Source organism: Pseudonocardia tropica, from assembly GCF_040105315.1.
Lineage (GTDB): Bacteria > Actinomycetota > Actinomycetes > Mycobacteriales > Pseudonocardiaceae > Pseudonocardia > Pseudonocardia alni.
Map to the genome: position 1 here is coordinate 293,076 of NZ_JBEDNP010000004.1, position 12,967 is coordinate 306,042.

Here is a 12,967-nt window from a genome sequence, read left to right on the forward strand (position 1 = left end):
CGCCGGGCCCGGACCGCGGTCAGCGCCGCCGCAGCGGCCGGGCCGGGCCGGTCAGCGGCGGGGTCGTCCCACCCTCGGCCTGCACCTGGCGGCGCGCCTGGAGGTAGAGCACCGGACCGGACACCAGCCCGCGCAGCTTGCGGGCGCCCGCGCCGCCCGGCAGCGCGGCGACGTCCTGCGGCGCCGGGCGCTCCTCGGTCGCGATCGGGGCCGGACCCGGGGTCGGGCCGGGCGCGCCGACCGCGGTGGGCGCGGGCTCCTGCCGGGCCCGCGCGACCGTGGCCGGCGTCGAGGACTCGCGGCGCACGATGTCGCGCAGCCGCCCCAGCGCGGCCGGGAACCGGCGCACCGCCAGCCGGCGCGCCCGCGGATCCAGCGCGACCTTGCCCAGGAACGCGCCCAGACCCAGCGCATAGCCGCCCATCTGCTCACGCAGCTCCCCCGGCGACGGCCGGTGGTGGTGCCACACCCAGGCCGAGGGCAGGTAGGCCAGGGTGCCGCCGTCGAGCACGATCCGGACCAGCAGCTCGATGTCCTCGCCTCCGCGGGTGGGCCGGCCCGGGCCGAGCGCCTCGTCGAACCCGCCGAGCGCACGGACCGGCTCGGCACGCACCGCCAGGTTGGCCCCGATCCCGAACAGGCCCGGGGAGAACGGGAACACCGGGGAGTCCGCGGGCGGGTCGTCGAGCCGGAACCGGCGCGGCAGGAAGCCCTTGTTCCAGGCCAGCGCGACGTCGGCGGCCCGCTCCTCGGGCGTCTCCAGCCGCGCGGCGAGCACCGGCCCGCTCAGCGCGGTGAGACCGGGGTCCTCGGCGAAGGACCCGGCGATCCGCGACGCCCACCGCGGGTCGGGCTCGGTGTCGTCGTCGGTGAACGCGACGACCGCGGTGCGGGCCTCGGCGAGGCCGCGGTTGCGCCCGACCGAGACACCGCGGCGCGGCTCGCGGACGTAGCGGACCCGCGGGTCCGCGCAGTCACGGACGACCTCGCGGGTGCGCTCGTCGGGCGGATCGTTGTCGACGACGAGCACGGTCACGTCCGGGTGGTCGCCTGCCAGCACCGCGGCCAGGCAGCGGCGCACGCTGTCCGGCCGCCCCCGCGTCGCGACCACGACGGTGAGCGGCTCGGCCGACACCGCAGGCTCCCCCGGCGGCTCACGCCCGGCGACGGCCGCGGCGGCCCGGGCCAGGTCGGCGGCGCGCGCCCGGCCCTCGTGCAGCGGGACGTCGGCCTGCCCGACGGGCACGCCGCCGTCGGTCACCAGCAGCCGGGCCGAGCCGAACCGCGGCGGGACGACGAGGTCACCGGCCACACGACCCGTGCCGTGCACGGCACGGTGGTGGGCGAGCTCGCCCACCCAGACGGGGCCGCCTGCTCGGTCCGGCACTGCTGCGACCTCCCGGGTCGTGGGTCCTCGTCGGTGGGTCCGTGTCGGTGGTCCGGCCCCGGGACCCGTCCGCCCGCGGACGTGACCCCGTGTGCCTACGTCGCGGACCGCCGCCCGGTTCACCGTGTGCGGCCGACGTCACGTTGCGCCGCACCGGGCACCGGACCACGGCGTCGAGCCGGCCGGTGCGCGCCGCACCGGTCACGGCCGGCACGCGCCCCGATCGTCCCAGAGCACCCGGCACCCGCGCTCACCAGGCACGGGACGCCTCCCGCGTGCTGCTCCGTCCGCCACGGTCCGGACCGCCTCCCGGCGCAGTCACCGGACGGGGTGCCGCCCGGGCGCCGCCGGCGGGTGTGCCGGGTTCGTGACGAGCTGGTCCGTCCGGGGCTTTTCCCGGTCACGGTGCGCACCGCGACACCGGCCCGGACGCACCGTTCGGCGCAGCACACCGACCGTACGACCCGAACGGCGCACCGCACCCACCGTTGGACGTGGGTCCGGTGCGTGGGTCGCTCCGGACCGGCCGTTCGCCGCACACCCGGCGAGCCCGGTCGGTGTGCGTGTCACGGAGCGGTTACGGTCCCTCCTGGCTGGTCGACGAGATGTCGGCTGGTGCGCCTGGTCGGTCCCCCGCTCCCCGCTGGCCGACACTCCCCCTGGCGCCCACCCAGCACGCAGCGGGCGGAGCCGTGTCCGGTCACGAGGACCGGGGCGGATCCGGGGTGGCGAGGACCCCCGAATGACCACTGCACTCACCCCGGACCTCCATACATCCGAGAGCGACGTCCCCCGGCGTCGCCGGGACCGTGACGCCGGCGCGGGCATCTCCGCCGCCGATCTGCTCGCGCGGTACTCCGAGGCCGGTTTCGACACCCCCGCGCCCGGCAGCCGCCGAGCCCGCCGTTCCGAGGCCCCCGGCCCGGACCTGGAGCGCATCGACACCCCCGCGACCGGCCTCCCCGCCGCGTCCGGCGTCGACACCGTCATCACCCGCGACGTGCCGGACACCCCCGCCGGCGTCACCTCGCGGACCGCCATCGGCCTGCTCCGCGGCACCTCGGACACCGGGCCGCTCGGGCGTCACCCGCGCGCGGTCGTCGCGACCATGTCGGCCACCCTGGTCGGCGCCACCGCGGTCATGGGCGTCGTGTCGACGCTCAGCTCGCCGGAGCAGTCCCCCGAGACCTCCGCGGACATGGACCTCACCGGCGCGGCCAACGAGGCCACGATGAAGCTGTCGGTCCCGGCCGCGGGCTCCGAGCACGGCGGCACCGGCACCAGCGACGCCGCGTCCACCCTGACCAGCGGTTTCGAGCACGTCACCGCGTCGGTCCCGCAGGCGTTCGAGAAGGCCGACGCGGCCCGCATCGCCGCGGTCGCCCAGAAGGAGGCCGCCGCGAAGGCGGCCGAGGCCCGTGCGAAGGCCGCCGAGGCGGCCGCCCGCAACGGCGGCGGCGGTGACGACGACGGTGACGGCGGCGGCCTCGGTGACATCGTCGGCGGTCTGACCGGTTCCTCGGACGGCGCCCAGGCGCTCGCCCAGGCCAAGCAGCAGCTCGGCAAGCCCTACAAGTGGGGCGCCACCGGCCCGAGCGCGTTCGACTGCTCCGGTCTGATGGTCTGGGCGTTCGAGCAGATCGGCGTCGACCTGCCGCGCACCTCCAGCGCGCAGTCGCAGATGGACGGCACCCCGGTCTCCAAGAGCCAGCTCAAGCCCGGCGACCTGGTGTTCTTCTACTCGCCGGTGAGCCACGTCGGCATCTACGCCGGCAACGGCAAGGTGCTCCACGCCTCCACCAGCGGCGAGCCGGTCAAGTACTCCGACATCGACGCGATGCCGTTCCACAACGCGGTCCGGGTCTGACCGACCGCGTCACCGACGTCCGAGGCCGGTGCCCCTGGGGAGGGGTACCGGCCTCGACGCACGTCGGGGCGGAGCACGTCCGCGGTCCACGTCCCGCTCGATGATCCGCGCGCAGATCCGCCGGACGCGCGCTTCCGGACGCGCGCGGACGACGGATCACCGCGCGTTCCGCAGCCGCCGTCCGACCCCGGCTACAGCGAACGCAGCCGCTCCGCGACCGCCTCGGGCAGCACATCGGAGATGAACGCGCCCGCGCCGGACTCCGATCCCGCCAGGTACTTGATCTTCCCGGGCGCCCGGCGGATCGAGTGCAGCCGCAGGTGCAGCCGGGCGTCGGAGCGACCGTCGGACTCCAGCACCGGGGCCTGGTTCCAGCCCGCGACGTAGGGCAGCTCGTCGTCGTAGAGGGCGTCGAGGCGGCGCAGCACGTCGAGGTAGAGGGTCGCGAACTCGGCGCGCTGGGCCTCGTCGAGGGCGGGCAGGTCCGGGGTCGGCCGGTGCGGGTACAGGTGCACCTCGACCGGCCAGCGCGCCGCCTGCGGCACGAACGCCGTCCAGTGCTCCCCCGCGACGACGACCCGCTCCCCCGCCCGCTCGGCGGCCAGCTGCGTGTCGAACAGGTTCTCCCCGGTCGCCTCCCGGTGCGCGGCGACGTGGGCGAGCATCCGCTGCGGGAACGGCGGGACGTAGGGGTAGGCGTAGATCTGACCGTGCGGGTGGGACAGCGTCACGCCGATCTCGGCGCCCCGGTTCTCGAACGGGAAGACGTAGCGGACCCCCGGCCGGGCGCCCAGCTCGGCGGTCCGGTCGGCCCACGCGTCCAGCACCAGGCGGGCGCGGTCGGGCGTCAGCCGGGAGAACGGGGTGTCGTGGTCGTCGGTGAAGCAGACGACCTCGCACCGGCCCGACGCCGCCTGCGGCACCGCGCCCGGCTCGGGAAGCGGGGCGCCGGGTGCCGACCCGAACGACGGGAACCGGTTCTCGAACGCGACGACGCCGTACTCCGGGCTCGGCACCTCGGTGTGGCGGCCGTCGCGGCTGGGACACAGCGGGCACTGGTCGGCCGGCGGTTTGTAGGTCCGGTCCTGGCGGTGCGCGGCGATCGTCACCCACTCCCCGGCCAGCGCGTCGTAGCGCAGCTGGGAGGCGGGCACGACCCGCGGGAGGTCGCGGGCGTCGACGAGATCGGCCGGGTCGCGGGGGGCGTGGTCGGGGCCGTCGAACCAGATGACCTCCCGGCCGTCGGCCATCCGGGTGGTCAGCTTCTGCACCTTCTGCACGGACGTCACCTTCCGGGGCGGGCAATGATCACGTGGTCGACCTCGCCCTCGAGGACCGCACGGTCGGCGTCGGCCAGACCGGAGTCGGTCACGAGGACGTCGGCCTCGGACAGCTCGGCGATCGTCGAGATCCCGACGGTGCCCCACTTGGTGTGGTCGGCGACGACCACGAGCCTGCTGCCGGACTCGATGAGGGCGCGGTTGGTGTCGCGCTCGGTGAGGTTCGGGGTGGAGAAGCCCGCCGCGGCGCTCATGCCGTGCACCCCGAGGAACACCGTCTCCAGGTTCAGCGAGCGCAGCGCGGTGATCGCGACCGGGCCGACCAGTGCCTCCGAGGGCGTCCGCACGCCCCCGGTGAGGATCACCGTGGTCCCGCGGGCGTCGGCACCACCGGTGTGGAACGCGTCGGCGACGGCGACGGAGTTGGTCACCACGGTCAGCCGCGGCACGGCGGCGAGCAGCTGGGCGAGCCGCCAGGTCGTCGTGCCCGCGGACAGGCCGATCGCGGCGCCGGGGGTCACCAGCTCGGCGGCCGCGGCGGCGATGGCGTCCTTCTCCTCCAGCTCGCACACCGACTTCGCGGCGAACCCGGGCTCGGAGGTGGTGTGCTCGCCGACGGCCGTCGCGCCGCCGTGCACCTTGTCCACCAGGCGTCGCCGGGCCAGCACGTCGAGGTCGCGGCGCACGGTCATCTCGGACACGCCGAGGTGGTCGGCGAGCTCGGACACCCGCACCGCGCCGCGGGTGCGGACCTGCTCCACGATCACCTCGCGCCGCTGCTCGGCGAGCAGGCTCATCGCGTCCGGGCCGGACACCGTCGGGACTTCACCCGCACAGAATGCAACACAACCGAACGTGCGGCAAGGGTCGACCCTGCGTGTCGAGACCCGGTCGAACCGTGCGCGGAGGTCACCGAGCGGTCTCGAATTCGAGCGAAAGTGTTCACTTCTGATCGAGTGCGGTCTAGCTTGTGCGTTGGTCCGCGCAACGTGCCGTCGTGCACCACCGGCCGGCGGACCGGCAGCACACGCACTCGACGGCGAGGAGCTACCCGAGATGGATCATCACGAGACGGCCCGGCGGGCCCCGGGGACGTCCCGGGAGGACGCGGCATGACCGCCCAGGAGGTCCTGCGCCTCAACCCGAACCTGGTCGACTACCTGCTGGTCGCGTTCTACTTCGTACTGGTGCTCGGCATCGGCTTCGCGGCGCGGCGCTCGGTGTCCTCCAGTCTCGACTTCCTGCTGTCCGGCCGGTCGATGCCGGCCTGGATCACCGGCCTGGCGTTCATTCGGCCAACCTGGGTGCGATCGAGCTGATCGGCATGGTGGCCAACGGGGCCCAGTTCGGCATCCCGACGGTGCACTACTACTGGCTGGGCGCGATCCCGGCGATGGTGTTCCTCGGCATCGTGATGATGCCGTTCTACTACGGCTCCAAGGCCCGCAGCGTCCCGGAGTTCCTGCTCAAGCGGTTCAACAAGACCACCCAGCGGGTGCAGGCGGTGATCTTCGCGGTCGCCTCGATCCTGATCGCCGGGGTCAACCTGTTCTCCCTGGGCCTGGTCCTGGAGGCGCTGCTCGGCTGGTCGCTGTACCTGGCGATCCCGGTCGCGGCCGTCGTCGTCCTGGGCTACATCTCCCTCGGCGGCCTGTCCGCCGCGATCTACACCGAGGTCCTGCAGTTCTTCGTGATCCTCGCGCTGCTGATCCCGCTGACCGTCGGCGGGCTCAACCGGGTCGGCGGCTGGGACGGGCTGACCCGCGCGGTCACCGAGGGCCCCAGCGGCGGCGCCGACCTGAACGCCTGGCCCGGCACCCCGCTCACCGAGATCGCGAACCCGTTCCTGTCGGTGCTCGGCATCGTGTTCGGCCTCGGGTTCGTGCTGTCCTTCGGCTACTGGACGACGAACTTCGCCGAGGTCCAGCGCGCCCTGTCGGCCAAGTCGATGTCCGCCGCGCGGCGCACCCCGATCATCGGTGCGTTCCCGAAGGCGCTGGTCGTGCTGGTCATCGTGACCCCGGGCATGATCGCCGGGATCCTGGTCCCGCAGATCGCCGCGGTGAAGTCCGGCGGCGGCGACGCCGTCGAGGGCATCACCTACAACAACGCGCTGTCGCTGCTGATGAAGGAGGTCCTGCCCAACGGGATCCTCGGCGTCGCGATCGCGGGTCTGCTGGCCGCGTTCATGGCCGGCATGGCGGCGAACATCAGCTCGTTCAACACCGTGTTCACCTACGACATCTGGCAGGACTGGGTGCGCCCGGGCCGCGCCGACCGCTACTACCTCGGCGTCGGCCGGCTGGTCACGATCGTCGGCTGTGTGCTCGCGATCGGCACCGCGTTCATCGCGTCCGGGTCGGCGAACCTGATGGACTACATCCAGTCGCTGTTCAGCTTCTTCAACGCGCCGCTGTTCGCGATCTTCATCCTCGGCCTGTTCTGGAAGCGGATGACCGGGCCGTCGGCCTGGATCGGCCTGCTCTCCGGCACCACCGCGGCGGTGCTGGTCGACATCCTGGTCCGCACCGACGTCTGGACGATGTCCAGCCAGGCGGGCAGCTTCGTCGGCGCCATCGCGGCGTTCGTCGTCGGTGTCGGCGTGTCCGCGGGGGTCTCGATGGTGACCACCCCGAAGCCGGACGCCGAGCTGGTCGGGCTGACCTGGAGCCTGACCCCGAAGGAGGCGCGCACCCACTCCACCGACGGTGACGACGCCGGCTGGTACCGCAGTCCGAACGTCCTCGGCGCGCTGGTGCTGGCCCTGACCGTCGTCCTCTACGTCGTGTTCGGCTGAGCGGAGACCTGCGATGAGCTCGAAGAGTGAGAACCACCCCGACCACGGGACCGACGCCCCGGTGTCCTCGACCGCGGCGAACCTGTTCGACCTGCGCTCGGTGATCGCCCTGCTGTTCGGGGTCTACGGCATCGTCCTGCTGGTCATGGGGATCGTGTCGGGCAACGACCCGGAGAACCTCGCCAAGACCGGCGGGACGAACCTCAACCTCGACACCGGCATCGGCATGCTGGTCATCGGGGCGTTGTTCGTGCTGTGGGTGTACCTGCGACCGCTGAAGCTGGCCGCGCCGGAGCAGCAGGACTGACCGCACTCCCCCGGCCGGGGGCGCCCTCAGCGCTCCCGGTCGGCGGGGGTCGGGTAGACCGGGTTGAACGCCGCGAGGGTGTGGTCGTCGATCCGGCGCGCCACGCGGGCCAGACCGGACAGCAGGACGCGGAGGGTGTCGCTCATGGGTGGGGGTCCCTTCGATGTCGGCGGTGGAACCGCCCGGCAAGGACGAGGGAGCCCGCCGGGTGAGGCGGGCGGCCTCGTCACCGGACGCCTCCAGGATGCACTGAATCGATCCCGATGCGCCGCCGATCGCGAGCGCGGTCACGGTGTGAGGCCGGTCGCGGCGTGCGGGTGATCGCCCGCGACGGGAGCGCGGAGACCGAGATCGCCCGGTCGCGCTTCCTCTGCACCGTCGCCCGGGTCGCCGACACCGACGCCGCCCGGGCCGTGATCGACCGCGTCCGCCGGGCCGGGCCGGACGCCACCCACCACTGCACCGCGCTGCGCATCGGCGACCCCGGCACCGGCGACCTCACCGCCCGCAGCAGCGACGACGGCGAGCCCTCGGGCACCGCCGGCGCCCCGATGCTGGAGGTGCTCACCCGCCGCGGGCTGACCGACGTCGTCGCCGTCGTCTCGCGCTGGTTCGGCGGGACGAAGCTCGGCGCGGGCGGGCTGGTCCGCGCGTACTCCGGCGCCCTGACCGCGGCCCTGGACGCGGTCGGCGAGCTGCGCCGGGTCCGGCACCGGGAGCTGCTGCTCGCCGTCGGCCACGACCGCGCCGGGCGCCTCGAGCACGATCTGCGCCACTCCCCGTACCGGCTGTGCGACGTCACGCACGGCACGGACGTCACGCTGACCGTGGCCGTCACCGAGCCGGAGACCGGCACCTTCGCCGACTGGCTCGCCGAGCACACCGGCGGCGACGTCGAGGCGCTCGACGCCGGCCCGCGCGACCTGTACCTACCCTGAGCGCGTGCACATCCGCGCCGCCACCGACGACGACCTCCCCGCGATCCTCGACGTGCTCCGGCCGATCTTCGCCGAGGGCCGCACCTACACCGTCCCGCCGGACGCCGACGACGCCTGGATCACCCGGATGTGGATGCTCCCGCCGCCGGCGCGGATCGTCGTGGCGGTGCGGGACGGCCGGGTCGTCGGCACCGCGAAGACCGGTCCCAACCAGGCCGGGCCGGGCTCGCACGTCGCGACCGCGAGCTTCGCCGTCGACGCGGGCGAGGCCGGGCGCGGCACCGGCCGCGCGCTCGGCGAGCACGTGCTGGCCCTCGCCCGCGCGGACGGGTACGCCGCGATGCAGTTCAACGCCGTCGTGGCGACCAACACCCGCGCGGTCGCGCTGTGGCACTCGCTGGGCTTCGCCACGGTCGGCACGGTGCCCGACGCCTTCACCCTGCCCGACGGCACGACCACCGGCCTGCATGTGATGCACCGCTCCGTGTGAGCCGCACGGCCTGCACCGTTGCAGCTCTGTACCAGCGGAGTTAGTCGTGCCTACACTGCGTCTTCGCCGGACCTCATCACCTCGCGGGGGCGCACATGACGAGCACGGACACGGCCGCAGCGGCGGCACCGGTCAGCGTGGAACAGCTGCGCCGGCGCGGCTGGCGCGGCAGGCTCGCCGTCCTCGGGCCCGCGTTCGTCGCCGCCGTCGCCTACGTCGACCCGGGCAACTTCGCGACGAACTTCTCCGCCGGTGCCGGCTACGGCTACCTGCTGGTCTGGGTGATCGTCGTCGCCAACCTGATGGCGATGCTCATCCAGTCGCTCTCGGCCAAGCTCGGACTCGCGACGGGTGCGAACCTGCCCGAGCTGTGCCGCGAGCACCTCACCCCGTGGCGGAACCGCTTCATGTGGGCCCAGGCCGAGCTCGTCGCGATCGCGACCGACCTGGCCGAGGTGATCGGTGGCGCGGTCGCGCTGCACCTGCTGTTCGGGATCCCGCTGTTCACCGGCGGGGTGATCACCGGCGTGATCGCCTTCGTGCTGCTGGGCCTGCAGTCGCGCGGGCACCGGCCGTTCGAGCGGGCGATCGTGTTCCTGCTCGCGATCATCATGGTCGGGCTGGTGTCCACCGTGGTGCGCACCGACGTCGACGGTCCCGCGCTGGCCGCGGGCCTGGTCCCCGGCTTCGACGGCGTCGGCTCGCTGGTGCTCGCCACCGGCATCCTGGGCGCCACCGTGATGCCGCACGTGATCTACCTGCACTCCGCGCTGGCCCAGGGCCGCCTGGTCGCCCGCAGCCCCGAGGACACCCGGTTCCTGCTGCGGGTCGGGCGCACCGACATCGCGCTCGGGATGGGCGTGGCCGGGCTGGTCAACCTGTCGATGCTGGTCGTGGCGGCCGCCCTGTTCGCCGGGACCGACGTGCCCGGCACCGACACCCTGGAGGGGATCTTCGCCGGGCTGGGCACCGAGCTCGACGCCGTCGCCGCGTACGGGTTCGCGATCGCGCTGCTCGCCTCGGGGTTCGCGTCCTCGGGCGTGGGGACCTACGCCGGGCAGGTCATCATGGCCGGGTTCCTGCGCCGCCGGATCCCGCTGCTGCTGCGCAGGCTGCTGACCCTCGCGCCCGCCCTGGTCGTGCTCGGCGTGGGGATCGACCCGACGCAGGCGCTGGTGCTGTCCCAGGTCGTGCTGTCGTTCGGCATCCCGTTCGCGCTGGTCCCGCTGGTGTGGCTGACCGCCCGCCGCGAGGTGATGGGCGACCTGGTCAACCACCGCGCCACCACGACCGCGGCGGTCGTCGTCGCCGCGGTCGTGGTGGGGCTGAACGCCTTCCTGATCTGGGAGGCCTTCGTCGCCTGAGTCAGCGGCCGCGCCAGACCGGGTCGCGCTTCTCGGCGAACGCGGTCGCGCCCTCGCGGGCGTCCTCCGAGGTCAGGACCGGGCCGATGATCGCGTCGTGGCGCTCCCAGCGGTCGGCGCCCCAGTCCGGGCTCTCCCGCACGATCCGCTTCGACGCGGCGACGCCGAGCGGCCCGTTCACCGCGATCCGCGCGGCCAGCTCCAGCGCGGCCTCGAGCGCGGTGCCGTCGTCGACGACGGAGTTGACGAGCCCGGCGGCCTCGGCCCGCGCCGCGTCGATCGGGTCGCCGGTCAGCAGCATCTCCAGCGCCAGCGCCCGGGGCACCCGGTTCGCCAGCTCCAGCGCTCCGCCCGCGGCGGCGACCAGGGACCGCGTGACCTCCGGCACCCCGAAGCGGGCACCGCGACCGGCGACGACGAGGTCGCAGGCCAGCATGATCTCGAAACCGCCGGCCAGGGCCCAGCCCTCGACGGCGGCGATCATCGGGGTGACCGGCGGGACCCGGGTGATCCCGCACAACCCGCGCCCGGGCACCGACGGACGCTCGCCGCGCAGGAACGCCTTGAGGTCCATCCCGGCCGAGAACACCCCGCCCGACCCGGTCAGCACACCGACCCGCAGGTCCGGGTCGGCGTCGAGCTCGTCGACGGCCGCGGCGACCGAGCGCGCGACGTTCTCGTTCAGCGCGTTCCTGGCGCGGGGCCGGTTGATCGTGATCAGCAGGACACCGTCCCGCCGCTCGACCAGCACCTCCTCCTCGGACGCGCCGGGGCCGGGAGGAGTCAGCTCTGACCGCTCGGTCATGGGGCCACCCTAGATCGCGGGGGCGACCACCGGAACCGAGTGCTCCCAGTCCGCGAGCAGCGTCCGCAGCGCGGTCACCAGTGCCAGCGGCTGGTCGATCATCACGTGGTGCCCGGCCCCGGGGATCTCGACGACCGGCGCCGCCCGGCCCATCCGGTCGACGACCATCTCCCCCATGTCGGCCGGGACCAGGCCGTGCTCGGCCCGGAACAGCGCGATCCGGCAGCCGGGCCGCCCGAGGTCGCCGGGGGTCAGCGAGATGCCCGCGAAGATGGCCGGGTCGAACTTCCAGCTCCAGCCGCCGTCGACCGCGCGGACGCTGTGCTCGGCGATGTGACGGCGCACGTAGGGCAGATCGCCGGACTGCTCGGGGATGGTGCGGAACCGCGCGATCAGCGCCTCGCGGTCGGGGTGCACCTTCGCCGGGCCGAACGCCCGCTGCTCACGGGCCGCCCGCTCCTCCGGCGACCGGTCCCGGACCGGGGAGTCGACGGCGACGGCGCCGGCCAGCTCGTCGCCGTAGCGCAGCGCCGCGGTGAGCGTCACGAACCCGCCCATGCTGTGCCCGATGAGCGTCGGCCGGGGGCCGAGGCCCGAGGCGTCGACCACGGCGCGCAGTTCGACGGCCCAGCGGTCCAGGTCGTAGGACGGTGCCCGACCCGAGTCGCCGTGCCCGGACAGGTCGACCGCCACGACCCGGCGCGTGCCCTCGGCGAGCAGCGGAGCGATGTGGTCCCACCAGTGCAGGTGCGCCGCACCGCCGTGCACCAGGAGCACGCCGGGCCCGCCCGGGGTACCCCAGCTGCGGAAGCGGACCTCGACGCCGTCGCTCTCGGTGCGGCCGGGCTCCCCCGGCTCGGCGAGTGCGTCGGTGAACCAGGCGGGCGGAGCGGTGGACACGCGGGGACCTCTGTTCGTGGGACGGGGACGACCGTTCGAACCTACGCCTCTCCTCAGTTCTGACCACGCCGGGTAACGGGACGCGGGGGCCGGGCGACCTGCGTCACCGAGGGCCGACGAGGAGGCGCGATGACCGGAACGGCGACGGGGACGGTGGTGCGGGCCGTGCCCCGCGACCCCGGGGGGTGGGACCGCACCGACCGGCTCCTGGGGTGCGCACTGGTGTCGCTCGCGCGTGACGCGGACGCCCCGGCGGGGACCGCGGACGCGGTGCGCGGCTGGCGCCGGATGGCCGGTCCGCTGGGCGCCGCCCAGCACCGCCCCGGGTACGGCCCCGGGCCGTGCCCGGACCTGTGCCTGGTCCCGGTCGGGCCGGCCGACGTCGCCGCGCTCGGCCGGCTCGCCGCCGCCCTCGGCGCCCGGACGCTGCCCGGCGCCGACGACGGGCCGCTGCGCCGGGCGGCCGCCGCGGCCGGTACCACGGCCCCGGCGCTGGTGCTGGAGCTCGCCCGGGTGCACGGCGTCCTGGACCTCGACCTCGGCGCCGACGGGGAGCTGCTCTACGCGCTGGCCGGGGTCCGCACCGCGGGGACCACGGCCGCGGCCGCGCACGACGCGGTGGCCGCCCGGGTCGGGGCGATGTGGGCGGCCGGTCGGGCGCCGCACCCCACCCGCACCGACGACGACCGGGGCTGACCCGCCGGCACGGTGATCGTCTTCTGCGAGGGGTGCGGTGCCGGATCCGGCACCGCACCCCTCGTTCGTCGCGATCACCGGGTCCCGCCCGGCCACCCGGGACGGACGACGCGTCAGGGGTGGCGTCTTGTTGACA

11 protein-coding genes and 1 pseudogene are annotated in these 12,967 nt (G+C 74.5%); 7 read left to right on the forward strand and 5 right to left on the reverse strand.

The window, feature by feature from the left end:
- Positions 1-19 precede the first annotated feature (19 nt).
- Complete coding sequence (locus WHI96_RS09235) at positions 20-1,387, reverse strand: glycosyltransferase family 2 protein (protein ID WP_345652131.1); 1,368 nt, start codon at positions 1,385-1,387, stop codon at positions 20-22.
- 742 nt (positions 1,388-2,129) lie between these two features.
- Between WHI96_RS09235 and WHI96_RS09240 the strand changes: the two genes are divergently transcribed.
- Positions 2,130-3,254: a C40 family peptidase gene (locus WHI96_RS09240; protein ID WP_251785181.1), complete on the forward strand. Its 1,125-nt coding sequence runs from the start codon at positions 2,130-2,132 to the stop codon at positions 3,252-3,254.
- 191 nt (positions 3,255-3,445) lie between these two features.
- Here WHI96_RS09240 and galT read toward each other — a convergent pair whose 3' ends face one another.
- Positions 3,446-4,504, reverse strand: a complete 1,059-nt coding sequence (gene galT / locus WHI96_RS09245; protein ID WP_425571710.1) for a galactose-1-phosphate uridylyltransferase — start codon at positions 4,502-4,504, stop codon at positions 3,446-3,448.
- 35 nt (positions 4,505-4,539) lie between these two features.
- On the reverse strand, positions 4,540-5,331 hold the full coding sequence (locus tag WHI96_RS09250) for a DeoR/GlpR family DNA-binding transcription regulator (protein ID WP_208822112.1): 792 nt from the start codon (positions 5,329-5,331) through the stop codon (positions 4,540-4,542).
- A gap of 315 nt (positions 5,332-5,646) precedes the next feature.
- On the opposite strand from WHI96_RS09250, the pseudogene WHI96_RS09255 reads away from it, so the two are divergent.
- The 5 genes and pseudogenes from WHI96_RS09255 to WHI96_RS09275 all read left to right on the forward strand — a co-directional run bounded on the left by WHI96_RS09255 (position 5,647) and on the right by WHI96_RS09275 (position 10,430).
- A pseudogene (locus WHI96_RS09255) lies at positions 5,647-7,331 on the forward strand (sodium:solute symporter family protein).
- Between the two features lie 13 nt (positions 7,332-7,344).
- Positions 7,345-7,638, forward strand: a complete 294-nt coding sequence (locus tag WHI96_RS09260; protein ID WP_345652128.1) for a hypothetical protein — start codon at positions 7,345-7,347, stop codon at positions 7,636-7,638.
- Positions 7,639-7,949: 311 nt separating this feature from the next.
- Positions 7,950-8,576: an IMPACT family protein gene (locus WHI96_RS09265; protein ID WP_345652125.1), complete on the forward strand. Its 627-nt coding sequence runs from the start codon at positions 7,950-7,952 to the stop codon at positions 8,574-8,576.
- Between the two features lie 4 nt (positions 8,577-8,580).
- Positions 8,581-9,066 (forward strand): GNAT family N-acetyltransferase, encoded by a 486-nt coding sequence (locus tag WHI96_RS09270; RefSeq protein ID WP_345652122.1) that lies wholly within the window; start codon positions 8,581-8,583, stop codon positions 9,064-9,066.
- Positions 9,067-9,161: 95 nt separating this feature from the next.
- The gene (locus WHI96_RS09275; RefSeq protein ID WP_345652120.1) at positions 9,162-10,430 is read left to right on the forward strand and encodes an Nramp family divalent metal transporter; all 1,269 of its coding nucleotides are present in this window, start codon (positions 9,162-9,164) and stop codon (positions 10,428-10,430) included.
- Between the two features lies 1 nt (position 10,431).
- Here the strand turns inward: WHI96_RS09275 and WHI96_RS09280 are convergent, their stop codons facing one another.
- Together WHI96_RS09280 and WHI96_RS09285 are read right to left on the reverse strand one after the other, a co-directional pair.
- Positions 10,432-11,235: a crotonase/enoyl-CoA hydratase family protein gene (locus WHI96_RS09280; protein ID WP_345652117.1), complete on the reverse strand. Its 804-nt coding sequence runs from the start codon at positions 11,233-11,235 to the stop codon at positions 10,432-10,434.
- Between the two features lie 9 nt (positions 11,236-11,244).
- Positions 11,245-12,135 (reverse strand): alpha/beta fold hydrolase, encoded by an 891-nt coding sequence (locus WHI96_RS09285; RefSeq protein WP_345652114.1) that lies wholly within the window; start codon positions 12,133-12,135, stop codon positions 11,245-11,247.
- Between the two features lie 129 nt (positions 12,136-12,264).
- Between WHI96_RS09285 and WHI96_RS09290 the strand changes: the two genes are divergently transcribed.
- On the forward strand, positions 12,265-12,831 hold the full coding sequence (locus tag WHI96_RS09290) for a hypothetical protein (RefSeq protein ID WP_345652111.1): 567 nt from the start codon (positions 12,265-12,267) through the stop codon (positions 12,829-12,831).
- Positions 12,832-12,967: the final 136 nt, after the last annotated feature.